Source organism: Pseudomonas sp. DR48 (genome assembly GCF_019823085.1).
Lineage (GTDB): Bacteria > Pseudomonadota > Gammaproteobacteria > Pseudomonadales > Pseudomonadaceae > Aquipseudomonas.
The window spans coordinates 4,982,338-5,009,289 of record NZ_CP081946.1 but is presented as its reverse complement, the minus strand read 5'-3'; the positions used below and the strand labels follow the sequence as shown (position 1 = coordinate 5,009,289).

Genomic DNA, 26,952 nt, shown 5'->3' with positions numbered 1-26,952 from the left:
AGCTTGACCTGAAGACCCTGAGAAACTCATGTGGAAGCGGGCTTGCTCGCGATGGCGGCAGTACATTCAACGGGGATGTTGACTGATACTGCGCTTTCGCGAGCAAGCCCGATTGTTTTCCAGGCGCAGATTCAAAGGAACTGTGCGCCTGCAGGTATGTGGTGTACGCAACGCATGCGTACACCACAAAGAATCAGCTCTTGTATTCGGTATCACTGCGCTCAAGCTGACGAATCAGCGCATTCCAGTGCCGGGCAACTCCCGGTCCATCACCGCTCTTGAACACCTCCGCCTGCTTCTCGACCTTGGCCACCACTTCGGCCGGCGGGAAGATCAGTTCGGCGTTGCCGGCGGCCTGGGCAGCAATCTGAATATTGCAGGCCCGCTCCAAACCGTGCAGTTGCTGGAATGCATGTTCAACGCTGATGCCGGCCGTGAGCAGTCCGTGGTTGCGCAGGATCAACACGCTCTTGTCGCCCAGATCCGCCACCAGCCGCTCACGCTCGTCCAGGTCCAGCGCCACCCCTTCGTAACCGTGATATGCCACCCGCCCGGAAAAACCGATGGCATGCTGGGAAATCGGCAGCAAACCGTCACGCTGGGCGGACACCGCGATCCCGTCGCGCGTATGGGTATGCAGCACTGCTTGCAGGTCGGGTCGCGCAGCGTGAATCGCGCTGTGGATCACGTAACCGGCGGGGTTGATGCCAAGGCCGGTCGGGTCATCGATGAGGGTGCCATCGATGTCAACCTTGACCAGGTTGGAGGCGGTGATTTCGTCGAACAACAGGCCGAAGGCGTTGATCAGGAAATGCTCTTCGGGCCCTGGCACCCGAGCGGAAAAGTGCGTGTAGATGTGGTCGGTCCACTTGAACAGGGCTGCCAGCCGATAGGCCGCAGCCAGTTTTACACGCACTTCCCATTCTTCGGGACTGACGCGCTGGCGAACATTTTTCGAAACGCTGGATAACGGGCTGACGCTGCTCATGGCAAAACTTCCTGGATGGCCTTAAGGACTCCAGCAAGCCTAGGGGAAGGCAAAAAATAATAAAAAGCACATTTTAATCTAAGCTAATTATTATTTTTTTTTATTATGTGACCACCCTCCCCTCACGCCGCATTCTTGATCTTCTGCAGCGATCCAGCGACCAGTTTGCCAAAGGCGTCAACTGGCCCTTGCAGGTTGCCGAGAAAATGCGGGTAGATCAGCCACAGGTCCATCACCGGTTTGAAATCCTTGAGCGGCATGACGGCCAACTGATCGAAATGCACGCTGCGTTCCAACAACGGAAGCGGCACCAGGCCCAGTCCCAGGCCGTCGGCGACCAGGCCCAGCTGCAACTCGGTGCCAAAGGTTTCCAGGTTGACCCGCAGAGCCAGGCCCTGGTCCGACAAGGTGCGTTGCAGCCCGGCGCGGAAGCCGCAGCCATCGGGATTGAGAATCCAGCCATTCTGGTAAACGTCCGCCAGCTTGCACGGACGCTTGGGCAATTGCGCCTTGGCGCACACCACTACCAGCTGCATCTTGCCGATCGACTCACCGATGATGTTGTCCGGAAAAATCTTCCCGGCCGGAAACAATGCCGCCGCCGCATCCAGCTCACCGCGCTCGATCTTGCCGACCAACTGACTCCCCCAGCCCGTGGCCACTTGAGCGCGTAAGTCGGGGTATTCGATGCGCAAATGCTTGAGTGCATCGAGCAACACCACATCACCGATGGTTTGCGGAACTCCCAGGCGCAACAACCCGGTAGGCGGTGCATCGGTGGCAACCAGTTCGCGCAACGCATCCATTTCCCGCAGGATCACCCGGCATTGTTCATACACCCGTGTACCGATCAGCGTGGGTTTGAGCGGCTTGGTATTGCGGTCGAACAACTCAACGCCCAGCGCTTGCTCAAAGTTCTGCACGCGCCGCGTGATAGCCGGCTGAGTCAATTGCAGCGACTCGGCGGCATGGCTGATGGACTGGCAACGAATCACTTCGACAAAGGCGTCGATATCATCAATTTTCATTTGGCCCGCACATAGAGAACAGTCAATAAGATGTCTGAAAAGCATAGTTCCATTGTTGAAAGAAGGATAGTCCGCCCTACGCCAGACCGTTGGTCAATAGCCTATAGCGCTATGCAAACCAGTTATAAATTCCCTTCAGTTATAACCTAATCATCAAACAATCGCATATTGATACAAAACATTATGCTTAAATCAATCTATCGACATTCACCACGAACGATGGAATCGCCATGACCCAGGCCCGACACCCGGAGAGACTCAGAGCATTCATAGGCGCCTTGGCGGAACTGATCGACAGCAATCCCCGCGAGGGTGATTTGCTGCACCGCGGCGGCAAGCTGCTCGGCCAACTGGTCAGCCATGATGACTGGCTGCCGGAGGACTTTGCCCGGCCAGACCCCGAGCGCTATCAGCAATACCTGTTGCATGCCGATTCTCGGCAGCGTTTCAGCATCGTCAGTTTTGTCTGGGGGCCGGGGCAGCGCACGCCGATCCATGACCACCGCGTGTGGGGACTGATCGGCATGTTGCGCGGCGCGGAGTATTCCCAAGGGTTCCAGCGCCATACCGATGGTTCCTTGATCGCCGAAGGTGGCCGCGTGCACCTTCATCCTGGTCAGGTCGAGGCCGTTTCGCCCAAGATCGGTGACATCCACCAAGTCAGCAACGCCTTTGATGACCAGGTATCCATCAGCATTCATGTCTATGGCGCCAACATCGGCGCCGTGCGTCGGGCGGTGTATCAGGCCGACGGCAGCGAAAAACCGTTCATCTCCGGTTATTCCAACGCCTTTCTCCCCAACATCTGGGATCTGTCCAAAGAGAGCCAAGCCCTATGAGCACTGCACTCACCCGCTCCTATGCCGAAATTCGCAAGGCCTTGCTGAACCGTGAAGAACTGGCGCTGGTGGATGTGCGCGAAGAAGCCCCTTTCGCCGAATCGCATCCACTGTTTGCCGCCAACATTCCCTTATCGAAACTCGAGATTGAAGTGTTCTCGCGGATTCCACGGCGCGATACCCAAGTGACGGTCTACGACAATGACGAAGGCCTGGCGAGCATCGCAGCCCAGCGCTTGCAAGCGCTGGGCTACACCAATGTCAGCCTGCTCGAAGGCGGCCTTGAGGGTTGGCGCCGCGCCGGCGGCGAATTGTTCATCGACGTCAATGTGCCGAGCAAAGCCTTTGGCGAGCTGGTAGAAAGCCAGCGTCACACCCCCTCCCTGGCGGCCGAAGAAGTTCAGGCGCTGCTCGACAGCGAGGCCGATGTGGTGGTGCTCGATGCCCGGCGTTTCGATGAATACCAGACCATGAGCATTCCCACCGGTATCAGCGTTCCCGGGGCGGAACTGGTGCTGCGCGCCCGGGAACTGGCGCCCGACCCGTCCACGCGAATCATCGTCAACTGCGCCGGTCGTACCCGCAGCATCATCGGCACCCAGTCGTTGATCAACTCCGGTATCGCCAACCCGGTTTCAGCCTTGCGCAACGGCACCATCGGCTGGACCCTGGCCGGTCAGACTCTGCAGCACGGCCAGTCGCGCCGATTCGCGCCGACCAGCGAAGAGCATCGGCAAATTGCCGCCCGCGATGCCCGCCGCGTCGCCGACAAAGCGCTCGTAGGTCGCGCCAGGCTGGCGGACTTGCAGCGCTGGCAACAGGAGCCGACCCGCAGCACTTATCTGTTCGATGTGCGCACCCCTGAGGAATTCGAAGCCGGACACCTGCCTTCTGCGCGCTCGACACCCGGCGGGCAACTGGTCCAGGAAACCGATCACTTCGCCAGTGTGCGCGGCGCGCGCCTGGTGCTGGTCGACGACGATGGCGTACGCGCCAACATGTCGGCTTCCTGGCTCGCACAACTCGGTTGGGAAGTGCATGTACTGGACGACCTTGAACCTGCGCACTTCAGCGAACACGGTGCCTGGCAGGCGCCGGTTCCCGCACCACAACACGCCGAGGAAATCAGCCCTGAGACATTGGCCGAATGGCTGAGCCATGGCGACACCGCGGTCCTGGACTTCACCAGCAGCGCCAATTATGTCAAACGCCATATCCCGGGCGCCTGGTGGGCATTGCGCAGCCAACTGCGTGAGGCCTTGGCCAAGGTGCCGTCCGTCGAGCGCTATGTACTGACCTGCGGCAGCAGCCAATTGGCGCGCCTGGCGGTGGCCGAGGCCGAGGCGTTAACCGGTAAAACGGTGTTTCTGCTCAAGGGCGGCACGGCCAGCTGGATCGCTGCGCAATTGCCCCTGGAGGAAGGTGAAAGCCACTTGGCCTCACCGCGCATCGATCGCTATCGCCGCCCCTATGAAGGCACCGATAACCCGCGCGAAGCGATGCAGGCTTATCTGGACTGGGAGTTCGGACTGGTCGACCAACTGGCCCGTGACGGCACCCACGGCTTTTTTGTGATCTGACAGCTCACGCCCCGGCGCCGTAGCAGGCAAAGGGGCAACCCCCCCCCTACATCCGACCCCTCTCCAGGCGGAGGCTGAACCCATAATCGAGAGGATTGGCATCATGCCCGCTACCTTGCATCACACCGACTCACCACCTGCCGAAACGTTGCTCGTCACCCGCCTGGAACCCACCATCGGTGCAGAAGTCGGCGGCATCGACCTGCGTCAGCCGCTGACGCCGGCACTGCGCGATGAACTTCGCCGCCTGCTGCTTGAGCACAAGGTGATTTTCTTCCGCGACCAGGCCATCAGCACCGAACAACAGATTGCTTTCGCCCGGGAATTCGGCGAGCTGTACGTTCACCCGACGACCCAGCAAAACGACCCGACGCAGCCGCAAGCGCATCTGATTCAGGCGCAGGACGAACGCAAGCTCTACGGCCCAAGGATCAGCGGCCGTTGGCACACTGACACCAGCTGGTTGCTGCGCCCCACGCTTGGCGCGGTATTGCGCGCGGTCGACTTGCCCCCCGTCGGTGGCGATACCGTTTGGGCCGACACGGCCGCGGTCTATCGCGCCTTGCCCGACGCGCTACGCGAAGAGATCGATGACTTGCATGTGGTCCACGACTTCAAGTCGTCGCTGGAAAAGGTCGGCTACGACTATCCGATCCTTGCCCATCCGTTGGTCCGCACTCATCCGGAAACCGGCGAAGACGGTCTGTTCATCAATTTCTCGCAAAACCCTTCGGTGATCGGCTGGCCACCAGAGAAGAGCAAGCAGCTGATTGATCGCTTGCTGCTGGAGTTCAACAAGCCCGAACATCAGGTGCGTTTCAAATGGCGTGAAAACTCCGTGGCGTTCTGGGACAACCGCTCGACCCTGCACTACCCGGTCTACAACTACGGCGACTATCCGCGCCGCATGGAACGGGTACTGATCGCTTACGACGACATTCCTCATCGGGCAAGACGCGCCAGCGCGGCCTGATACCCCCCCAAAAAAACCAACCCGGCAAACCCCGTTATTCGCCAACGTCGCGAAGGGGTTTGCCTGTGCGTGACGATCTTTCAGGAATTGGCGCCATGAGCTCAACCAGCCCCCGAGTGAAATACGATTATTATGCGGCTGCCGCCCTGAGCCTGCTGGCCGCAAGCAGCCCGGTCCAGGCCGAGCCCGTAGAGCCGGACAAGACCCTGAACACCGTGGTGGTGACCGGCAACCGTGGCAGCCAGCCACGCACCATCACCGACAGCCCCTCGCCGATCGACGTGATCAGCGCCGAACAGTTGCAAGCCAGTGGAAAGGTCGGTCTCAAGGAATTGCTCGCGCGTCTGCTGCCCTCCTTCAACCTGCCGGCGATCAATGGCGGCGGCACATCCTGGTCGGTTCGCGGTGTGACCATGCGCGGGCTGTCCGGGGATCAGGTACTGGTGCTGGTCAACGGCAAACGACGGCACAACACGGCGCTGATCAACAACCTGGCGCGCATCGGCACGGCAGCGGTGCCGGTCAACCTGGACCTGATTCCGGTCTCGGCAATCGATCATATCGAGGTACTCCGTGACGGCGCCTCTGCGCAGTACGGCTCGGACGCCATTGCCGGGGTGATCAACATCATCCTCAAAGAAAACGACAGCGGTGGCAGCGTCGAAACCTCTTTCGGGCGCTACGGCAGCGGCGATGGCGACACCGTGCACCAGACGGCCAACTACGGCCTGGCGCTGCCCAACGACGGCTTCGCCAACCTGGCGCTGGACAGCAAGGAGCAAGAACCCTTCGACCGCACCGGCAGTGCCACAGGCAACCTGTATTCGCTGCCCGGCTTTCCAGACAGCCGCGACCAGACCGTCAATCGCCACGGCTGGAACCCCAGCTATGGTCTAGGCCGGGAAAAGGTCACCAACGTCAGCTACAACCTCGAACTGCCGCTGCAGGACGATCTGCGGTTCTACTCGTTCTCCACCGCCAGTTACATGGAGACCACCAAAGTCACCGGCAACTATCGACCCAACGAAATCACTTCTCTGGCCGGCGACCCGAACACCCCCTACCCCGACGGCATCCACGCCCAGCGACGCAACCGCACCAAAGACTTTCAGGTGGCGGGAGGATTCAAAGGCGAGGTCGGTGGCTGGAACTATGACGCCAGCTCCACCTGGGGTGAAGACGACTCGACGCTCAATGCCAACAACACCCTCAATCCGTCCCTGGGACCGACCAGCCCCACCGAGTTCAACCTGGCGTCGCAGATCTTTGATCAGTGGACCAACAACCTCGACTTTAACCGCGGCTTCGACATTGGCCTGAAACACCCACTGCAAACCGCCTTCGGTTTCGAATACCGCTGGGAGAAATACCAGATCGAGCCCGGCGACTTCGACTCGTACACGCCTGGCAATTACGTCATTCCCAGCGGACCGTTTGCCGGTCGGACGCCCTTGCCCGGCCTTGCCTCCTACAACGGCACCAGTCCCGCCGACTCGGGTGAAATCAGTCGCAGCAACGTCGCCAGCTACGTTGATCTGGGCCTGGACGTGACGGACAAATGGTTTGTCGGCGCGGCGGCTCGCTATGAGCACTACACACAGGACATCGGCAGCACCTGGAGCGGCAAGTTTTCGACCCGCTATGCCTTCACCGACGCCTTCGCCCTGCGTGGCACGATCAACAATGGCTTTCGCGCGCCGTCCCTGGCGCAGACCATTTATGCCTCGTCTACCTTCACCTCCGGCGGTGTGGTCAACGGCCAGCAGATCTCGGTTCCGGTCAAGGTGCTGCCAGTGGACACCCCTGAAGCCCAGGCCCTGGGTGCGGAGAAACTCAAGCCGGAAAAGTCCCTGAACTACAGCTTCGGCTTCACTTATGAACCCCTGCAAAACTACCGGCTGACCACCGACTTCTACCAGATCGATATCCGCGACCGCATCGTCTCCACCAGCCTGCTGGGCGGCACGGCGGTCTCGCAGGTCCTTGCCGCCAACGGCTTGTCCCCCGGTTTGTTCGCCCAGTACTACACCAACGCGGTGGACACGCGAACCCGTGGCGTGGATATCGTCAACGAGTTCCGTCAGCAACTGGATCAGTACGGTCAGGTGCGCTGGAGCGCGGCCTATAACTGGAACCAGACCAAAATCGAGAAGATTCAGGACAATCCGTCACAACTCAGCGGTTCAGGCCTGCAACTGTTCGATCGACGCCTGCAAAAGGACCTGACGGTCGCCACACCGCAATCGAAACTGATCCTCGCCGCGAACTGGAAAATCACGGACTACAACCTCAACCTGGCTGTGACTCGATTCGGCAGTTACATCGAGGGCGACAACAACCCGGTGAACGACCGCAAATTCAGCGCCAAGTGGATCACCGATATCGATGCCGCCTACGAACTGACCCAGCACCTGACGGTGGCACTGGGGGCGAACAACCTGTTCAACGTGTACCCGGACAAGAACGGGATTCAGGACTGGGCCGGGGCCTACAAATATGGTCAGTTCTCACCGTTCGGGTTCGGTGGCTCGTACTACTACACGCGAATCGCCTACAACTTCTGATGGTCCTGCGCGTCGTGATCGGTGATCCAGCCTGGACCTGTGGGCGAACGAATGATTTTCGCCCGGCATTTAATGCATTTATTTTATATTAGATAAACCGATAATCAGCTAACTTCATAATTAGCATATAACCATAAAGAATTTCACAGAGGATTCTTATAGATATAACGTCAACTCCACACCGACCCCTTCTCCAGGCGGAGGTATTCGAAGCGTAACAACCTGCCTGGAGTCCCTATGTTACCCAAATCCCTGTTGAGCCTCTTTTGCACCCTGGGCTTCGTTGTTTCTACTCACGCTGCGGACCTGCAGCCTCTTTTGGTGGCTAATCAGAAGTCGTCGATCAAGGTGCTGCTGGAAGTGTCCGGCGAGCTGAAGAATGTGCCTTACGACATCCAGTTTTCCGAGTTCCCTGCCGCCGCACCGCTGGGCGAAGCGCTGAATGCCGGGGCGGTGGATATCGGTGCATTGGGTGATGCGCCCTACGTCTTCGCGCTCGGGGCTGGCGCACCGATCAAGGTCGTCAGCATCGTGCATGCCGAGGGTCGCTACACCACCGCCATCCTCGCGCCCAAGGATTCGCCGCTGAACAACGCCAGCGACCTGAAGGGCAAAAAAATCGTCACCACCCGTGGCTCCATCGGCCACTTCCTGGCGATCAAGGCCTTGCGCAGTGCGGGCCTGAGCACCCATGACGTGCAATTCATCTACTTGCTGCCGAGCGAGTCGCGCATCCTGCTGGACAATGGCAGCGCGGACGCCTGGTCGACCTGGGACCCCTACACCACCATTTCCACCACCCAGAATCAGGCCAAGGTGCTGGTCAGCGGCGAAAAACTGCTGACCAACCATCTGTACTTCGCCGCCACCAGCCAGGCCATCGCCAACAAGCGCCAGCAACTGGACGATTTCATCGTCCGGGTCGATCGCGCCTATCGCTGGACCAACGCCCACCCCGAGGAATATGCCGCCGCCCAAGCGCGCGTCACCGGCCTGCCGCTGGACGTGCACATCGCCGTGGCCAAAGGCACACACATGCAACCGGTGGAAATTGACGATCAGGTCATCGGCGGACTGCAAACCACCGCCGACATCTATCAGCAAGAAGGGATTCTCAGCAAACACATCGACGTTTCCCAAGGCTTTGACAAGAGCTTCAACGCCAAGCGCACCCCACTCAACCAGGCATCTCGATAACGATGCGACGGACGCAGGAGTAAAACCATGAGCAAGCAACGCCAACTCAAACTCGGTGCAATGGTCCATGGCGTCGGCCACGGATGGGGCGAATGGCGCCACCCGCAGGCCCAGCCCAATGCCAGCGTGAGCTTTGATTTCTACAAACAACAGGCACAACTGGCCGAGGCGGCCAAGTTCGATTTCGTGTTCATTGCCGACAGCCTGCACATCCATGAGAAGTCCAGCCCGCACTACCTCAACCGTTTCGAACCGTTGACCATTCTCTCGGCCCTGGCGGCCACCACGCAGCATATCGGGCTGGTGGCGACCGTCACCGTCAGCTACACCGAACCGTTCCAGGTTGCCCGCCAATTTGCCTCGCTGGATCACATCAGCGGCGGTCGCGCCGGGTGGAACGTGGTGACGTCCTGGCTCAGCGGCACCGCCGATAACTTCGGTAAATCCGAACACCCGCCCCACGCCGTTCGCTACCGCATCGCCAAAGAGCATGTGAATGTGGTCAAGGGCCTGTGGGACTCCTGGGAAGATGATGCCTTCGCTTATGACAAGCAAAGCGGCGAGTTTTTTACCCCTGGCAAATTGCACGCTCTTGAGCACAAGGGTGAGTTTTTCTCGGTGAAAGGCCCGCTGAACATTTCCCGTTCAAAGCAGGGCCAGCCCGTGATCTTCCAGGCCGGCACCTCTGAGGATGGACGCAATTTCGCCGCAGAAAACTCCGACGCGATATTCGTCAGCCCCGAAAGCTTCGACGACGCACACGCCTACTATCAGGACCTGAAAAACCGCGCGGTAGGTTTCGGTCGCGATCCGCAGAAATTGTCGATCCTGCCGGGCATCCGCCCGATCGTGGGTCGCGATGCCGCCGAAGTGGAAAGCCGCTACCAGCAGGCCGTCGAGCTGGTGTCCATCGAAGACGCCATCGTCGCCCTCGGCCGGCCGTTCAACGATCATGATTTCAGCCAGTATCCACTGGATGCGCCGTTCCCCGAGTTGGGCGATCTGGGGTCCAACAGCCAGAAAGGCGGATCGGACCGGATCAAAAAGCTTGCTCGAGACGAAGGCCTGACCTTGCGAGAAGTCGCCCTGCGCTTTTCACGGCCTCGCCGTGACTTTGTCGGCACGCCCGAGCAAGTCGCCGATGCGATTCAGAAATGGTTCGAACAAGGAGCGGCAGACGGTTTCATCATCAACTCGCTGCTGCCTGACGGCTTGCAATATTTCACCGAGCTGGTGGTACCCGTGTTGCAAAAACGTGGCCTGTTCCGCGATGAATACAGCGGTAGCACCCTGCGCGACAACCTTGGCCTGCAAGTCCCGGCCAACCGTCATGCTCACGCTTTGGTCAAGGCTCGGGAAGACAGCGAGGCACTGGCATGAGCGAATCCCTTAACCGCTTGCTGGCGGACTTGCATGCACAACGGGTGGCGACCTGGGAACCGGCGACGTTGCAGGTCAATGTCGATCAGCGCCAACGCCTGGTGGATGAAGCCCGAACTGAAGACTTCGTCAAAGTCGGCGACACACTGGAGCTGTTCACCTTGTTGAAGGTCGAAGGCGGCAGCCTGAGCCGCGACGAGTTGCTCGCCAAGGGACCGGCGGTGCTGATTTTCTTCCGCTTCGCAGGCTGCCCGGCCTGCAACATTGCCCTGCCCTATTACGAGCGTCAGCTCTATCCGCAACTCCACGCCCTGGGCGTGCCGCTGGTGGCGGTCAGCCCGCAGGTACCGGAACGTCTGGTGGAGATCAAGACCCGCCACCACCTGAAACTGCAAGTGGCCAGCGACCCGGACAACCAGCTCGGGCGCCGTCTGGGCATTCTCTACAGCTTCGATGACGCGTCGCGTAAAGCCGCACTGGCCAAGGGCAACAGCATCGGTGAAACCACCGGCACCGGCACCTGGGAACTGCCGCAGCCCACCGTGGTGATCATCGCCAGGGACGCAACCGTGGCATTCGCCGACGTCAGCCCGGACTGGCTGGTGCGCACCGAAGCCGACCCGATCATCCGCGCCGTCGAACAGTTACTGGGGCAAGCCCCGGTGCAAATCGCCATCTGACAAGAGCCTGACCATGACGAAAAAGATAATACAGGGACAGTTCAATCGTCGCGGCTTCCTCACGGCCAGCTCCATTGCGCTCGGTGCGTTGGGGCTGTCTTCCCTGGGGCTGGCCCCGCGCGCATTCGCCCAGACCAACAAGCTCACGGACCTTACCCTGGGCGTGGCGACTTATCGAGGCCAGGACTCGTATTTCGCCGAAGACGCCGGCACCGCCAATACCCCCTACAAAGTCGAATATGCGGAATTCGCCGGCGGTAATCTGATTGTCGAAGCCTTGGCCTCGGGCAGTCTGGATGTGGGCGGCATGAGTGAGATTCCCCCGATCTTTTCGATCCAGAGCCATCGCCAGCCACGACTGATAGCGGTGCTGCAAGGCGATGTGAACAACCAGGTGTTCCTGATCCCCAAGGACTCCAGCATCGAATCGGTCGGGCAGTTGCGCGGCAAGCGTGTCGGCTACGTTCGCTCCACCACTTCGCACTATTTTCTGATCAAGGCGCTGAAGGAACAGGGCCTGACCATGAAAGACATTACGGCAGTGGCGCTGACGCCCCAAGACGGTTTCAGCGCGTTTCAGAGCGGCCAGCTCGATGCCTGGGTGATCTATGGCGTGTTCATCCAGTTGGCGAAATTCCGCAGTGGCGCCCGCGTTCTGAAAACCGCGCTGGGCTATCTGTCCGGCAACTACCTGATTGCCGCCCGCCCGGCCGCGCTGGAGGACGCACTGCGCAAGCAGGCGATTCAGGACTACCTGCAGCGCCAGGCCCGTACTCTGGAATGGATCAACAACAATCCCGAGCCTTGGGCCGCCAAATCGGCGCAATTGTTGGGCGTCGACAAAGCGGTGTTCCTCGATATGCACAACAACCGCAGCCAGGCCTCGAGAATCATCCAGGTCAACGATCAGGCCGTCGCCTCGCAGCAAGAAGTCGCGGACCTGTTCTTCGATGCGGGCGTATTGAGCGAACGGCTCGATGTCAGCCCGTTGTGGGACAAAAACTTCCCGCTGCTGCCGCTGTGAACCCGCGCCAACCATTTTGATCGAGTGAATACATCATGAGTCTTACTTCTCAACTGTCTCCACCGCTGCGATCCATCGAAGTGGCCAATTTCGAGGCACTGCTCGAACGCCTCAGCGAACAGCTCGGCGCCACCGCCCACGTCTATGACGAAAGCGGTGCCTTCCCCAAGGACAACTTCAAGCTGCTGCATGACCACGGACTGGTCGCGCTGACCGTGCCCAAGGCCCTGGGGGGTGGCGGCGCCAATCTCGTGCAGGCGCGCAAGGCAATCAGTGCGATTGCCAAGGGTGAGCCGTCGACGGCGTTGATCCTGGTGATGCAGTACATCCAGCATGCGCGTCTGCAAGACAGCCCGAACTGGCCCGAAGCCCTGCGCCTGGCAGTGGCGCACGATGCCGTGCGAAATGGCGCGCTGATCAACGCTCTGCGCGTCGAGCCTGATTTGGGCACCCCCGCGCGTGGCGGTCTGCCGGCGACGGTGGCCCGACGCACCGCGGCCGGCTGGCGCATCAGCGGTCGCAAAATCTACTCCACCGGCAGCCACGGCCTGACCTGGTTCAGCGTCTGGGCACGCAGTAGTGATGAGGATCCGTTGGTCGGCGCCTGGCTGGTACACAAGGACACGCCGGGGATCAGCATTATTGAAGACTGGGACCATCTGGGCATGCGCGCCACGTGCAGCCATGAGGTGGTGTTCGACAACGTACTGGTGCCGCTCGATCACGCAGTCAGCGTCAGCCGCTGGAGCGCGCCGCAACCCGAACTCGACGGTGATGGTTTCCTGTGGATGTCGGTGTTGCTGTCATCGGTCTACGACGGGGTCGCCCAGGCCGCTCGCGACTGGTTGGTGGGCTGGCTTCAGACACGCAAACCGTCCAATCTCGGCGCCTCACTCTCGACCCTGCCGCGCTTTCAGGAAACCGTCGGCCACATCGATACCCTGCTGTTTGCCAACCGCAGCCTGCTCGACGCCGCCGCCGAGGGGCACACGCCTTCCAGCAATGCCGCGCAACTGAAATACCTGGTGACCGGTAACGCGATTCGTGCGGTGGAACTCGCCATCGAGGCATCCGGCAATCCCGGCCTGTCACGCCAGAACCCACTGCAACGGCACTACCGCGATGTGTTGTGCAGCCGCGTCCATACCCCGCAAAACGACGCCATCCTGCAAGGGGTCGGCAGAGCCGTCTTCGCCCAGCGCCAGTCTGCATTCCAATTTGGGGAACGCCCATGAGCCAATTTGTCATCGCCAGCCAACTGGATGAAGACTTCAACGAAGTGATCCGCCAGCGGCTCGCTAAAACCCACCCTGAGGCTCGTGTCATTGGTGTGCCCGCCGGAGTGCCCAGCGATTTGCCGGCCGAGGTCAGCGTGCTGCTGGCACGGCCGATCAACGTGCGTGGTTACCTGGCGCCGGACACGCCGCCGCCCGGCTGGCCTTATGGGCTGAACTGGATTCAAGTGGTGTCATCGGGCATCGACTTCTACCCGAAATGGCTATTCAACGGTCCGCCGGTGAGCACCTCGCGCGGCAGCGCCGCCGAAAACATCGCCGAGTTCGCCCTTGCTGCGATCTTCGCCGCGGCCAAGCGCCTGCCGGACATCTGGGTGCATGACGCGCAATGGAACTTCACCGCGCTGACGCCACTCAAGGGCACGACGTTGGGGATTCTCGGCTTTGGCGCGATCGGTCGCAGCCTGGCCGCCAAGGCACAGGCACTGGGCATCAACGTGCTGGCGCTGCGTCAGAGCCAGACACGGTTCGAGGTTGAAGGCGTCGAAGCGGCGCGGGACATTCATGAGCTGTTTTCCCGTTCCGATCATCTGGTGCTGGCGGCGCCCTTGATCGATTCAACCCGACACATTGTCGATAGCGCCGTGCTCGCCAGTGCCAAGCCCGGCCTGCACCTGATCAACATCGCCCGTGGTGGTTTGCTTGACCATAGAGCGCTGCTGGAAGCGCTGGACAGCGGCCACATCGGCCTGGCCTCGCTGGACGTTACCGAGCCGGAACCGTTGCCGGACGGACATCCTCTCTACGCCCATCCACGAGTGCGCCTGTCACCCCATACCTCGGCGATTTCCAGCAACAGCCGGCATGAAATCGCTGACAGCTTCCTGGCCAATCTCGAGCGTTTTCTCAATGGCCTGGCGTTGGAGAATCAGGCGGACGTTCAACGCGGGTACTGACCCAAACGCAATACAACTGTGGGAGCGGGCTTGCCCGCGAAGTGGGAATGTCGATCGACAAAAATGTCGTCTGACACTCCGCTTTCGCGAGCAAGCCCGCTCCCACAGTTGTTTGTGCATACCGCTGCAAACAACATCAGTATTACGCATTTTTACGAACAGCTTAATGCGTAGTTTTTATAATTAACTTATAACTAATCGGACTTTTACACCGCTCGCTTATATAAATATTGTTACAACCATCACCGACCCCTGACCAGGTGGAGGCTTTCGGAACCACTCGTTTTTCCGGCCGACACCACTCCACGGTCAAACGCTTCACCCAAACCAGAACCGGCTCAAGCCAATCCCGCCATGGCTTTCAAACCATGGTCACGGCAACGCTTTGCCCAAAAAAAATAACGACGCCAACACAGCACTTACACACCTGGGGTTCACCATGCACAACACTTTGCGCTCAAACCGTCTGACGCTGACCCTGTCGCTGGCCATGCTCGGCTTGTCGGCCCACGCCGAAGAAAACACCAAGGATGGTGCCCTCCCCGTCGTGACCGTCACCGCCGAACACCACAGCGAAGACCTGCAAAAGACTCCACTGGCCATTTCCGCATTCGACGAAAAGGCCCTCGAAGACAAACAGATCAAAAGCATCCGCGACCTGTCCGGCCAGGTGCCGAACCTGACCCTCAGTCGCCAGTCGATTTCCTATAGCGCGCAGACCTACAGTATTCGTGGCATCGGCGAGACCGATCCGATCCAGGAATCCGCCGTCGCGGTGTACGCCGATGACCTGTACATCCCACGGGCGATTTCCTCGATGCTCGACTTCAACGACGTCGAGCGTGTCGAGGTCCTGCGCGGTCCGCAAGGCACGTTGTATGGGCGTAACAGCAGCGCCGGTGCGATCCGGGTGATCACCCGCGATCCGACCCAGGAAACCCGAGGGTTCTTCGAGCTCGGCGCCGGTAATTACAACGCGCAGAACGGCCGGCTGCTGATCAGCGGCCCGTTGGTGGATCACGCACTTTACGGCAGTTTCTCGGCGATTCGCCTGACCCGTGACGGCACCGTTTCCGACCCGACACGCGGCACCGATGTGAACAACATCGACATCCAGTCCTACCGCGGCAAGCTGCGCTACAACCCGGATGACTCGCCCTGGGATGTGCAGTTGACCCTGGCCGGCACCTTCGACCGTGGCGATACCACCAGCTACACGCCGTTCGATGTCAACGGTCACTTCGACAAATTCAAGAGTTACAGCAGCCTCAATCCGAAAAATCGTCTCGACCAGGGCAGCTCGGTGCTGCGCGCGATCTACACGATTGATGACCATCTGAACGTCAAGTCGGTGACGGCCTATTCCGCATTCAATCAACCTGTGGACTATGACAACTCGGGGCAGGCTGCCCTGATTCAGAACAACCTGATCAACTACAACCAGGACTACGCCACCCAGGAGTTGCAGCTCAACGGCGACTACGACGATTTCAGCTTCAGCACCGGCCTGTACCTGTACCGCGAATCGTTCGACGCCGAGCGCGACAACCTCACTTTTTCCGTCGCGCGTAACCGGGTGATCGGCCAAGGCCAATACAGCACAACCGATACAGAGAGCTACGCGCTGTACGGCCAGGGCAGCTACAAGGTCACTTCAAAGCTGTCGCTGATCGCCGGGCTGCGGTTTACCCGCGAGCACAAAAACTTCGACTACACCAACTACGCCATCACCACCTCACGGCAGATTACCGGGACCAACTTCAGCGCCGATTCGAGTAAATCGTGGCAATCCACCAGCCCGAAAATCGGCTTCGAATACGCCTGGACCCCGCACCTGAACCAGTACGCCTACGTGGCCAAGGGCTTCAAGGCCGGTGGTTACGACAACCGCGCACCGACCAAAGCCGCCGCCGAGCAGGCCTTCTCGCCGGAGGACGTGACTACGTGGGAAACCGGCATCAAGGGGGACTTCTTCGAGCGTCGCCTGCGTGCCAACGTTGCGCTGTTCTATAACGACTACAAGGACCTGCAGACCAACGCCTATGACCCGGCACTGGGCGTGAGCCTGCGCACCAACGTCGGCAAGGCACACACCTACGGGGTCGAGCTGGAAACCCTGACAGCCCTGACCAACGACCTGCAACTGACCGCCAACGTCGGCTATCTGGAAAGCCAGTACGACGATTTCGAAAACGCTGGAGGCGCGGGTGTCGACGCCAACGGCAAACAACTGGTGTTTTCACCGCGCTGGAACGCCAGCGTCGGGCTCACCTATACCATCCCGGCCGGTCTGCCCGGTACCTGGCTGGCAGGCACCGATGCGCAGTTCCAGACCAAGTCTTTCGCCAACGCGCTGAACGACGATGTCCAGGAAATCCCCCAGCAGACTTTCTGGAATGCGAACACTCGCTACATCTCCGGTGACGGTCACTGGACCACCACGCTCGCAGTGAAAAACCTGCTCGATCGCGCTTACCCGCAATCGGTTGGCTTCGTGCCGTCCAGTGGCGCCCGTTACTACGCGATCAACGATCCGCGAACCCTCTTGTTGTCTGTGCGCTACGACCTTTAACCCCCCCCAAAAAAACAAGCATGCCAAGGAGCACTTTATGGCTTTCACTCGCAGGGAATTGATCTCCCGTATCGCCGCCGTCGGTGGCTATTCCGCCGCTGTCAGCGCCCTGGGCGCACTGGGGCTGACGCCACAGGCCGTGGCAGCAACTTTCAATCCGTTGCAGCTGGGCAGCAGTGGCAAAGGCAAGAATGTGGTGGTGGTCGGTGCCGGTATTTCCGGCCTGGTCAGCGCCTATGAACTGCGCAAGGCTGGTTTTACCGTGACCCTGCTTGAGGCCCGGGAACGGGTGGGCGGGCGCAACTGGACGCTGCGTCGAGGCAGCAAAATCGATTTCGACGATGGCGTCAGCCAGACCGTCGACTTCGACGAGGGGCAGTTTTTCAACGCCGGTCCCGCCCGCATCCCCAGCCACCACCAGACGATTCTCGGTTACTGCCGCGAGTTGGGCGTGGAGCTGCAAGTGTTGGTAAACAGCAGTCGCAACGCATTGGCCCTACCGGACACGAAACAACCGGCGTTCCAGTTGCGCCAGGCCGTCAACGATACCCGTGGTCAACTGTCCGAACTGCTGGCGCGGACGGTCAGTCGCAAAGCTTTGGATCAGGACTTGAGCGTTGACGACCGGCAAGCGCTGCTGAAATTCCTCAAGGTCTACGGCGACCTCAACGCCGACTTCCAATACAAGGGCTCGGTGCGCTCGGGGTATACACGAGTGCCCGGCGCCGGTGATCAGACCGGTATAACCCGCGCGCCTCTGGAGCTGCAAACGCTGCTCAACCCCAAGCTCTGGGGCGCACTGGTGTTCGATGAAATCCCGGAGTTCTCCTCGACCATGTTCCAACCGGTCGGCGGCATGGACCGGATTCCCTACGCGTTCTTCGAGAAGCTCAAGGACGCGGTGCGCTTCAATGCCGAGGTCAGTGACATCCAGACCGCCGAGCACGGCAGCCGCATCACTTACCGCGATCGCAAGACCGGCGTCACCCAGACCCTGAACGCCGATTACGCCATCGTCACCGTGCCTCTGCCGCTGCTGGCCAAACTGCCGAGCAACTTCAGCCAGCCGTTCAAGCAGGCGATCCTCAGCGCGCAAAGCGATCAGGCGAACAAGGTGGCCTGGCAGTCGCCACGGTTCTGGGAAACCGACTTCAACATCTACGGCGGACTTTCCTACCTGGACCATGAAGTCAAAGGTCTGTGGTACCCCAGCGATCGCCTGAACAGTGCCCAAGGGATTCTGGTGGCGGCCTACAACACCAGCGAATCGGCCCAGGCCTTCAGCAAAAAATCCCTCGCCGAACAGTTCGCCTCCTCCCGGCAAGCCGTGGAACTGCTGCACCCCGGTCACAGCGCCAAGCTGCAAAAACCGGTGGCCATCAACTGGGCCAAGGTGCCCTTCAGCAAAGGTCCGTGGATCGTCAACGACGAAGTCGGCGAGAGCGCCTACCAGCTCCTCAACCAACCGCAGGGCCGGACCTATCTGGCCAGCGATGCCCTGGCCCATGGCGGTGTCGGCATCTGGCAGAACAGCGCCGCCGACTCGGCACGGCGCATCGTGTCGCTGATCGGCCGGCATGCCGAGCGCAACCAACCGGGCGTTGCCGCCTGACTCATTGAACAAAAGGACTGAACGATGAAAACCATTACTTTGCTCACAGGGATTCTCATGACCGCCACCGCCCTCACCAGCCACGCCGACGACATCAAGCGCATTGCCCTGCCGAATTCAAACTTCCCGATCTCGCTGGCCGTGTCGGTGCCAGCGCAAACCGACCTGTTGTTCGTCAGTGGCCTGCTGGCCGACCTGCACGACCCGAATGCTGCGAAGGATTCCTTTGCCGCCTATGGCGATACTGCGACCCAGACCACTTCGATTCTGCACAAGCTCAAGGGCGTACTGGAAAGCCAGGGCCTGGGCCTGGGCGATGTGGTGCAACTGCGAGTGTTCCTGGTCGGGGATCCAGCAAAGGGCGGCAAGCTCGACTTCGCCGGACTGCAAGAAGGCTATACGCCGTTCTTCGGCAGCGCCGAGCAACCGAACAAACCGGCACGGACCGCCATTCAAGTGGTGGCTCTGCCGCTGCCCGGCGGCCTGGTCGAAATCGAAGCCGTCGCCGCTCGCAAGAAGTGACACGGAATTCACCCGCCATTCAGGAGTTTCACCTTCATGCTCAACTGCCCGGCGCGCCGAACGGCGCCTCCCTATCGCCCTTTATTGGTACCGTTGTCCATCGCTTGCGGCCTTGCCTCGTTCAACCTCGAGGCCGCCGAAACCAGTTCACCCACCCTCAACACCGTGGTCGTTACCGGCAACCGAGGTACCGAACAACGCACCGTCACCACCAGCCCGACACCGATCGACGTGGTGACGGGTGAACAACTGCGCTCAGTCGGCAAACCGAGCCTGCTGGAAGCACTGAGTAAATTCATTCCGTCGTTCAACCTGCCCGACCGGGCGGGCTGGGACGCCAGCGGCGTGGTGCGCTCGGCCACCTTGCGCGGGCTAACGGCCTCGCATGTGTTGGTGCTGGTCAACGGCAAGCGTCGCCATACCAGTGCCACGTTAAACATCAACGGCATCAACAGCGGCGCGGCGCCCAGCGACCTCGACCTGATTCCGGTGGCCTCCATCGATCATATCGAGGTGCTGCGCGACGGCGCGGCCGCCCAATATGGCTCGGACGCCATCTCCGGGGTGATCAACATCATCCTCAAGCAAACCACCGGCGGCAGCTCCGACACGACCCTCGGCCAGAACTACGACGGCCAGCGCGGCACCGGACAGGAAGCGCTCAACTATGGTTTTGAAGTCGGCGAAGCCGGCGTGCTCAACGTCTCGCTCGATACCCGCTATCAGGAACGCGACAACAAGGCCGGCAGTAACGGCTACAGTTCGCATTACTATCCATTGGCGGACGGTTCGCCCGATCCGCGCGAAGCCACGGCCAGCCATCACACCTACAAAGGCTACGGCTTGCCACGCAGCCAACTGGCGGATGCCGCCTATAACCTCGATCTGCCGCTCAACGACGCGGTCACGCTTTATTCGTTCTCGACCGTGGCCACCCGCGAGAACAACGACGGCCAGAATTTCCGTCTGCCCAGTGGTCGCAATACCATCACCACCGGCCCCAATGGCTACCCTGACGGTTACAGCCCGTATTGGCTGATCAACGAAACCGATTTCCAGTCGGCCTTCGGCGCCCGGGGCGATAACATCGGCATCGGCGGTTGGGCTTGGGATTTGAGCAGCACCTATGGGCGTAACTACGCCAAGCAGCGTACCTACGACAACCAGAACCCGTCCCTTGGGGAAAACACCCCGAACAAGTTCACCTCCGGCATTTACATCGCCGATCAGCTGACTACCAACCTGGACCTGAAAAACAACTACGACATCGGCCTCGCCAAGCCTCTGGATGTCGCCTTCGGTTTTGAGCATCGACGTGACGGCTACGAGACCCGCGCTGGCTCCGAAGCCTCTTACATCGACGGTGGCTACGTGTTCCCGGCCGGCCATCCACGCGCCGGACAACGTCCCGATCCGGGCGCGCAAGTGACCAATGGCATCACCCCTGACGACGCACAAAAAGTCAGTCGCAACAACGTTGCCAGCTACATCGACCTCGGCTTTTACCCCGTCGAGCAGTGGTATCTGGGCGTCGCCGCGCGCTATGAGCATTACAACGAGGGCGTAGGCAGCACGCGCAGCGGCAAGATCAGCAGCCGTTATGAATTCAACCCGGTGTTTTCGGTGCGCGGCACCGTCAGCAACGGCTTTCGCGCACCGTCGCTGGCCAATGAGATTTTCACCGCGCGCTCGACCGGGTTCGACACCATCAACGGCGTCTACCAGTCCTACAACTACGTGATTCTGCCGGTGGACTCGGTGGGTGCGCAGGCGCTGGGGGCCGAAGCCTTGAAGCCCGAACGATCGACCAACTTCAGTCTCGGTTTCGCGCTGACGCCCAGCGATGACCTGAGCCTGACCGTGGACGGCTACGTGATTAACCTGCGCGACCGCCTGGTGCTCAGTGAACGCTTCCAGGGCCCGGGCGTCGCCGCCCTGCTCGACGGCATCGGCGTGCCGGCCACCGCCGGGGCGCAGTTCTTCACCAACGGGGCCAGCACACGCACCTCAGGGGTTGATGTGGTGGGCAATTATCGACAGAACCTGAACAGCTTCGGCTCGGTGAGATGGACCGCGGCGCTGAACTACAACCACACGCAAATCCTCAGCGTCAATGACACGCCGGCGCAACTCACGGCGCTCAACAGCAGCTATCAGTTGCTCGGCCGCCAGGCGCGCGCGCTGATCACCAAGACCTCCCCCAGCAGCAAGGCGATTTTCTCCGCTGACTGGGCGATCCATGACTTCGACGTCAATCTGCGGTTGACCCGTTATGGCACGTACACCGAGGTGAACAGTTCCAGTGATCCGAGCCTGGACCGCGAGTACTCAGCCAAATGGATCACCGACCTGGACGTGGCCTATGCGCTCACCAAACAACTGACCGTGGCCGTCGGCGCGCAGAACCTGTTCGACAAGTACCCCGACCATATCGGCGTGCCCAACTCCTCGTTCGGTGACAACTGGGGCAGTTACTCACCTTTCGGCTTCACCGGTGGGTACTACTACACCCGTTTGCAGTACGCGTTTTGATGGGGAAAAACCCACTAAGCTAATTCTTAAAAAGTATTTATAAAGACTTTTTTATAACCATATTATTGATCCAGATCGTCTAATCCCTTAATGAATATCGAGCGTGCCATGTCGAAGTCCACCCGAAATGCTCAATCAATCTTTCATCGCCCCCTGCTGACAGGCCTGTTTGTCGCGCTAGCCGCTTTATCCTTTGCCCTGCCGTCCCAGGCCCGGGAAACGTTGCGGATCGGATACCAGAAATCATCGACCCTGATCACCCTGTTGAAGACTCAAGGCAGTCTGGACAAAGCCCTCGCGCAACAGAACATCGATGTCAGCTGGCATGAATTTCCAAGTGGCCTGCCACTGCTGGAAGCACTCAACGTTGGCAATGTCGACATCAGTGCCGACGTGGCAGACACCGTGCCGATTTTCGCGCAGGCCGCACAGGCCAAGTTGACCTACTTCGCCCAGGAAGCGCCCTCACCTTCAGCCCAGGCGATCGTCGTGCACAAGGATTCGTCACTGCAGCAACTGTCGGATCTGAAAGGCAAGACAGTGGCCGTGACCAAAGCGGCCGGTTCCCACTATTTGTTGATCGCCGCCCTGAACAAGGCGGGTCTGAAGTTCTCTGACATACAACCGGCCTACCTGTCGCCCGCCGACGGTCGCGCAGCCTTCGAGAACAACAAGGTCGACGCATGGGTCACCTGGGAACCCTTCCTCACCAGCGCGCAACGGCAGCTGCCGACCCGCACTCTGGCGGACGGCCAGGGATTGGCCAGCTATAAACGCTATTACCTGACCAGCACCAACTATGCCCAACAGCACCCGCAAGTGCTCAAGGTGGTTTACGACCAGCTGTACAAAACCGGTAGCTGGATCAAAACCAACCCCCGTGATGCCGCTCAAGTACTGAGCCCGCTGTGGGGCAACCTGGGGGTGGACGTCGTCGAAAGCGCCAACGCCCATCGCAGCTATCAAGTGCAGCCGGTAGCAATCGATCAACTGGGTGAACAGCAGAAAATCGCCGATGCGTTCTTTGCTGCCGGCTTGTTGCCCTCGGCTGTTGATGCGAAAGACGTTGAAATCTGGAGGCCGTGAAGCTATTGCGCAGCTGTCCATGTGCAGCACACTCGATCGCCTTGGCTCAGGTTAAGGCGCATCCATTTTCATGACCTGAGAGCGGCTGACCGGCCCATGCAATCGACTCACAGCGTTACATTGAGCGCAACCACGCAAAGCCAAAAAGGTCATGTTGAACGGTTCATCGTCATCCATGGAGTCACGCCGACCCAGTGCCAGAAGCTCACGCCATGAAATGCGACATGGCTGGATAAGCGAAGACGCTGGTGGAGGTCAGAAACACCCAGACACGTGCGAAAGGAGATAAACGGTCCTCGTAGCCCCCCGACTCTGTGTGAGTCAGCGCCAAACCAGAGCAATGACGACCGGCAGCAACGGCGACGACGACATCCGAGGCAAATATCAAGCAGGCGTCTCATTCCTCAACCAAACTTTTCGCGTTCCCAAGCGTCCTTCTTAATACTGCCTACACGGCTTTGTAACCCCAGACAGCTGACATCAGCCAAGGACACGCGATGACCTTTTTTATTTTACTTCTGGCCTGCGCTGCGGCGGCGAGCACCGGCTTCCTGTTCAAACCGGGCCCATGGTACGAATCGCTCGTCAAACCGAGCTTCACACCACCCAACTGGATGTTTCCGGTCGCCTGGACTGTGATCTATCTGTTGCTTGCCTGGGCTGGATATCGGTTGACCCTGATACCAGGAAGCCAAGTGGTACTGGCGTTATGGGCCGCGCAGATCGCGCTGAACACGCTGTGGACACCGGTGTTCTTCGGCGCGCACCACGTTCTCGCCGGCATGGTGATCCTGATAGTGCTTTGGCTGGTGGTCGCGGCAATGGTGGTGATGGCGTTGCAGCTTGACGTGATCACGGGCTTGATTCTGTTTCCTTACCTGGCGTGGCTGTGTGTAGCCGCAGCGTTGAATTTTTCCATCTTGTTCAAGAATCGCTGATGACGAATTTCGAAGCAGGTCCTGAAGCGCCCTGGCCTGCCACCGAGCAGGAGTGGGAGCAAGTGCGCAGCTTCAACAAGAAGCTCGCCTTGATGCCGCGCTTTCGAATCCGCAATCGCATCACGCCCCGTGTGATCCAGGCGCTGCTGAGCGTCAGTCAAATCGGCAGTGCGGGTAAATTGCTCAAGCACGGGCTCAAAGCTGAAAGAAAGGTGATTGGTGTCGGCGGCGTTCCAGTGCCCGTACGAATCATCAGGCCGAAAGGCAAGGCCAAGGGCGTGGTGCTTGATTTCCATGGCGGCGGATGGGTAATCGGCAACGCGCAGATGAATGACGACTTCAACGTTGCCATGGTGAATGTGTGCAACGTTACGGTCGTCTCGGTCGATTACCGGCTTGCCGTATCGACTCCGGTTGAAGGCCTGATGGAAGACTGCCTTAGCGCCGCTCGCTGGGTGCTCAATGATGACTCCAGGGAGTTTGCCGGTCTGCCCGTTATCGTCGTGGGTGAATCGGCAGGGGCTCACCTTGCGGTGGCGACGTTGCTGGCGCTGAAGCAATGGCCAGGCTTGCTGCAACGTGTGAACGGTGCGCTGTTGTATTACGGCGTCTACGATTTGACCGGAACGCCGAGCGTCCGCGCCGCGCCCCCTGAAACACTGCTGTTGGACGGCCCTGGTATGGTCGAAGCATTTCGCATGCTGACGCCGGGCTTGAGTGACGAGCAACGCCGCCAGCCACCGTTGTCACCGCTATACGGCGACTTTACCGATTTCCCGCCTGCACTGATGTTTGCCGGTGAGCTGGATCCCCTGCGAGACGACACACTGGAATTAGCCGATCGGTGGATGAAATCAGCGCCCGTCGAGAGGCATGTGTTGCCGTCTTCGCCACACGGATTTATTCATTTTCCGACCGCTGTTGCAGCCAGTGTGCTTGCGCACAGTCGTGAGTGGATAACCGCTCAAGTCGGACGTGGTAAGGATTAGCTTTTGTAACGTAACGCCTCCACCAGCAACGCAAACGCAGGCGACGCCTGACGTCGACTCGGGTAGTAGAGATGAAACCCGGCAAACCATGGCGACCAGTCTTCCAGCACTTGGATCAGGCGCCCCGCTTCGAGGTGAGGCGCGACCAGGTCATGGGGAACGTAGCTTAATCCGAATCCGTCCAGCGCCGCTTCCAACAACTGGTAAACACCGTTGTAGGTCACTTGGCCTGTCACACGAACATTGAGACGTTCGCCGTCTTTGGCGAACTCCCAGGCATACAGACCGCCATTGGTGGGTAACCGCAGGTTATTGCACAAGTGATCCGTGAGGGCCCGTGGCGTCGTGGGTAATTCACGGTTGGCAAAGTAGCCAGGAGACCCCACCACCGCCATACGCATATCCGGTCCGATACGCGTGGCGATCATGCCGTCCGCCACGTCCTCGCCCAACCGGACCCCGGCATCAAAGCCTTGTGCGGCGATGTCAACGAAGCTGTAGTCGCAGCAGACTTCCACCGAGATGTCCGGGTACTTGGGAAGGAAGTCTTTCAGCACAGGCCGAATGATCTGGTCCAGCACATGGTCCATCGCGTTGATACGGATATTGCCAGCGGGGGTATCGCGCAGATCACTCAAGCCCGCCAGCTCCATTTCGATTTCCTCAAAATGGGGCCCCACCCTTCTCATCAAACGTTCGCCTGCCTCGGTGGGCGAAACGCTGCGCGTGGTATGCGTCAACAAACGCAGGCCCAGCCGCGCTTCCAAGCCACGAATAGTGTGGCTCAAGGCTGATTGGGACACTCCGAGTCTGGCAGCCGCTTTGGTGAAGCTTCGCTCCTTCGCGACAGCGAGGAAGGCAAGCAGATCACTGGCGTTTTCCCTGAGCATTGATGAGCGCCTCACATAAGTATTTTCGGATTCTAGCGGCTAATTATATTAATGAGGAGCTGATAGATTTTAGATCTCAACCGTAGAGGGAAAAATTCATGCTCGTCATTCACCCAAACGGGTCGCAGCCATCTGCCAAGGGGCCAGCCGATTACTTTACGGGCACTGTTCGTGTCGACGCGCCGTTCAAGGGGACAGAAGAGGCTCGGGTCAGCGGCGCCACCGTGACCTTTGAACCAGGGGCTCGCACTGCCTGGCACACTCATCCGCTCGGCCAGACCTTGATCATCACGGCGGGATCCGGCCTGGTTCAGGAACTGGGGCAACCGGTCCGTTCAATCAAACCAGGTGACACCGTGTGGATTGCGCCTAATGTCAAACACTGGCATGGCGCGACCGCCACCACCGCAATGACTCATATCGCCATTGCCGAAGTACTGGACGGCAAAGTGGTCGACTGGATGGAACAGGTCAGTGACCAACAATACGCCCAGGAATCATGATCGAGTTCACACGAGGTCTTCATGAAAAACCCTAGCAACGTCACAGTCGTCATCGGAGCGGGTTCGATTGGTCATGCGATTGCCCGCCGCGTCAGCGCGGGTAAACATGTCGTGCTGGCCGACCTGCGTCAGGAGAACGCCGATTCAGCGGCCAAAGTGCTGCTCGACGCCGGCTTCGAGGTCACCACAGCCGTCGTCGACGTTTCTTCGCGCGAATCGGTCGAGGCACTGGTTCGAATCGCAACCGCCATCGGGGATGTCACCGGCGTGATCCATGCTGCGGGAGTTTCACCTTCGCAAGCGCCGGTAGCGACTATCCTGCGAGTGGACCTTTATGGCACGGCATTGGTGCTGGAAGCGTTTGGCAATGTGATTGCCGAGGGTGGCTCAGCAATAGTCATCGCCTCGCAATCGGGCCATCGCCTGCCCGCACTGACGCCGGAGCAGAACAAAGCGCTGGCCACCACCCCCGTCGAGGACTTGCTGGCGCTGCCGATGCTTCAGGCCGACAAGGTGACGGATCCATTGAACGCCTATCAGCTCTCCAAACGCGGTAATTCCCTGCGGGTGATGGCCGAAGCCCTGCGCTGGGGCAAGCGTGGAGCACGGGTCAATACCATCAGTCCGGGCATCATCTTCACCCCGCTGGCCAGAGACGAATTGAACGGTCCGCGTGGCGAAGGCTACCGCCGCATGATCAACCTCAGCGCCGCCGGCCGTGGCGGTACACCCGATGAAGTCGGTGCTGTCGCGGCGTTACTGATGGGGCCTGAAGGAACCTTCATTACCGGCAGCGACTTTCTCATGGATGGCGGCGTCACCGCTGCCTACTGGTATGGCGACCTGGCGCCTCAGTAAGACGCT

General features: G+C 59.8%; 22 protein-coding genes. 19 read left to right on the top strand and 3 right to left on the bottom strand.

Going from position 1 to position 26,952, the window contains the following annotated elements:
• Positions 1 to 193: 193 nt before the first annotated feature.
• Both K5K95_RS22795 and K5K95_RS22790 read right to left on the bottom strand, forming a co-directional pair.
• On the bottom strand, positions 194 to 988 hold the full coding sequence (locus K5K95_RS22795; RefSeq protein WP_222586221.1) for a class II aldolase/adducin family protein: 795 nt from the start codon (positions 986 to 988) through the stop codon (positions 194 to 196).
• Between the two features lie 122 nt (positions 989 to 1,110).
• The gene (locus tag K5K95_RS22790) at positions 1,111 to 2,016 is read right to left on the bottom strand and encodes a LysR family transcriptional regulator (protein ID WP_222586220.1); all 906 of its coding nucleotides are present in this window, start codon (positions 2,014 to 2,016) and stop codon (positions 1,111 to 1,113) included.
• Positions 2,017 to 2,246: 230 nt separating this feature from the next.
• On the opposite strand from K5K95_RS22790, the gene K5K95_RS22785 reads away from it, so the two are divergent.
• The 17 genes from K5K95_RS22785 to K5K95_RS22705 all read left to right on the top strand — a co-directional run bounded on the left by K5K95_RS22785 (position 2,247) and on the right by K5K95_RS22705 (position 24,695).
• Positions 2,247 to 2,855: a cysteine dioxygenase gene (locus tag K5K95_RS22785; protein WP_222586219.1), complete on the top strand. Its 609-nt coding sequence runs from the start codon at positions 2,247 to 2,249 to the stop codon at positions 2,853 to 2,855.
• Positions 2,852 to 4,435: a rhodanese homology domain-containing protein gene (locus K5K95_RS22780; RefSeq protein WP_222586218.1), complete on the top strand. Its 1,584-nt coding sequence runs from the start codon at positions 2,852 to 2,854 to the stop codon at positions 4,433 to 4,435. The genes K5K95_RS22785 and K5K95_RS22780 overlap by 4 nt, the downstream gene beginning before the upstream one ends.
• 103 nt (positions 4,436 to 4,538) lie before the next feature.
• A complete protein-coding gene (locus K5K95_RS22775; RefSeq protein ID WP_222586217.1) occupies positions 4,539 to 5,408 on the top strand; it encodes a TauD/TfdA dioxygenase family protein in 870 nt (289 codons plus the stop codon).
• A 95-nt stretch (positions 5,409 to 5,503) separates the two neighbouring features.
• Positions 5,504 to 7,972 carry a TonB-dependent receptor plug domain-containing protein gene (locus tag K5K95_RS22770; RefSeq protein WP_222586216.1) on the top strand — a complete coding sequence of 823 codons (2,469 nt, stop codon included), beginning with the start codon at positions 5,504 to 5,506 and terminating at the stop codon, positions 7,970 to 7,972.
• A gap of 237 nt (positions 7,973 to 8,209) precedes the next feature.
• A complete protein-coding gene (locus tag K5K95_RS22765) occupies positions 8,210 to 9,169 on the top strand; it encodes an ABC transporter substrate-binding protein (RefSeq protein ID WP_222586215.1) in 960 nt (319 codons plus the stop codon).
• Positions 9,170 to 9,196: 27 nt separating this feature from the next.
• The gene (locus K5K95_RS22760; protein ID WP_222586214.1) at positions 9,197 to 10,549 is read left to right on the top strand and encodes an LLM class flavin-dependent oxidoreductase; all 1,353 of its coding nucleotides are present in this window, start codon (positions 9,197 to 9,199) and stop codon (positions 10,547 to 10,549) included.
• Positions 10,546 to 11,229 carry a peroxiredoxin-like family protein gene (locus tag K5K95_RS22755; protein ID WP_222586213.1) on the top strand — a complete coding sequence of 228 codons (684 nt, stop codon included), beginning with the start codon at positions 10,546 to 10,548 and terminating at the stop codon, positions 11,227 to 11,229. The genes K5K95_RS22760 and K5K95_RS22755 overlap by 4 nt, the downstream gene beginning before the upstream one ends.
• A 13-nt stretch (positions 11,230 to 11,242) precedes the next feature.
• The gene (locus K5K95_RS22750) at positions 11,243 to 12,253 is read left to right on the top strand and encodes an ABC transporter substrate-binding protein (protein ID WP_222586212.1); all 1,011 of its coding nucleotides are present in this window, start codon (positions 11,243 to 11,245) and stop codon (positions 12,251 to 12,253) included.
• A gap of 35 nt (positions 12,254 to 12,288) precedes the next feature.
• Positions 12,289 to 13,488 (top strand): acyl-CoA dehydrogenase family protein, encoded by a 1,200-nt coding sequence (locus tag K5K95_RS22745; RefSeq protein WP_222586211.1) that lies wholly within the window; start codon positions 12,289 to 12,291, stop codon positions 13,486 to 13,488.
• Positions 13,485 to 14,444, top strand: coding sequence for a D-isomer specific 2-hydroxyacid dehydrogenase family protein (locus K5K95_RS22740; protein WP_222586210.1), 960 nt, complete (start codon positions 13,485 to 13,487; stop codon positions 14,442 to 14,444). The genes K5K95_RS22745 and K5K95_RS22740 overlap by 4 nt, the downstream gene beginning before the upstream one ends.
• A 439-nt stretch (positions 14,445 to 14,883) precedes the next feature.
• The gene (locus K5K95_RS22735) at positions 14,884 to 17,016 is read left to right on the top strand and encodes a TonB-dependent receptor (protein WP_222586209.1); all 2,133 of its coding nucleotides are present in this window, start codon (positions 14,884 to 14,886) and stop codon (positions 17,014 to 17,016) included.
• 37 nt (positions 17,017 to 17,053) lie between these two features.
• On the top strand, positions 17,054 to 18,628 hold the full coding sequence (locus tag K5K95_RS22730) for a flavin monoamine oxidase family protein (protein WP_222586208.1): 1,575 nt from the start codon (positions 17,054 to 17,056) through the stop codon (positions 18,626 to 18,628).
• 24 nt (positions 18,629 to 18,652) lie between these two features.
• Positions 18,653 to 19,150 carry a RidA family protein gene (locus tag K5K95_RS22725; RefSeq protein WP_222586207.1) on the top strand — a complete coding sequence of 166 codons (498 nt, stop codon included), beginning with the start codon at positions 18,653 to 18,655 and terminating at the stop codon, positions 19,148 to 19,150.
• Between the two features lie 36 nt (positions 19,151 to 19,186).
• The gene (locus tag K5K95_RS22720; RefSeq protein WP_222586206.1) at positions 19,187 to 21,682 is read left to right on the top strand and encodes a TonB-dependent receptor plug domain-containing protein; all 2,496 of its coding nucleotides are present in this window, start codon (positions 19,187 to 19,189) and stop codon (positions 21,680 to 21,682) included.
• 108 nt (positions 21,683 to 21,790) lie between these two features.
• A complete protein-coding gene (locus K5K95_RS22715) occupies positions 21,791 to 22,768 on the top strand; it encodes an aliphatic sulfonate ABC transporter substrate-binding protein (RefSeq protein ID WP_222586205.1) in 978 nt (325 codons plus the stop codon).
• Positions 22,769 to 23,265: 497 nt separating this feature from the next.
• Positions 23,266 to 23,706, top strand: coding sequence for a tryptophan-rich sensory protein TspO (gene tspO, locus K5K95_RS22710; RefSeq protein ID WP_222586204.1), 441 nt, complete (start codon positions 23,266 to 23,268; stop codon positions 23,704 to 23,706).
• Positions 23,706 to 24,695, top strand: coding sequence for an alpha/beta hydrolase (locus K5K95_RS22705; RefSeq protein ID WP_222586203.1), 990 nt, complete (start codon positions 23,706 to 23,708; stop codon positions 24,693 to 24,695). The genes tspO and K5K95_RS22705 overlap by 1 nt, the downstream gene beginning before the upstream one ends.
• Here the strand turns inward: K5K95_RS22705 and K5K95_RS22700 are convergent.
• Complete coding sequence (locus K5K95_RS22700; RefSeq protein WP_222586202.1) at positions 24,692 to 25,585, bottom strand: LysR family transcriptional regulator; 894 nt, start codon at positions 25,583 to 25,585, stop codon at positions 24,692 to 24,694. The two genes, K5K95_RS22705 and K5K95_RS22700, sit on opposite strands and share 4 nt — an antisense overlap.
• Positions 25,586 to 25,683: 98 nt before the next feature.
• Between K5K95_RS22700 and K5K95_RS22695 the strand changes: the two genes are divergently transcribed.
• Both K5K95_RS22695 and K5K95_RS22690 read left to right on the top strand, forming a co-directional pair.
• Complete coding sequence (locus tag K5K95_RS22695; protein ID WP_222586201.1) at positions 25,684 to 26,088, top strand: cupin domain-containing protein; 405 nt, start codon at positions 25,684 to 25,686, stop codon at positions 26,086 to 26,088.
• Positions 26,089 to 26,109: 21 nt separating this feature from the next.
• A complete protein-coding gene (locus K5K95_RS22690; RefSeq protein WP_222586200.1) occupies positions 26,110 to 26,946 on the top strand; it encodes an SDR family oxidoreductase in 837 nt (278 codons plus the stop codon).
• Positions 26,947 to 26,952: the final 6 nt, after the last annotated feature.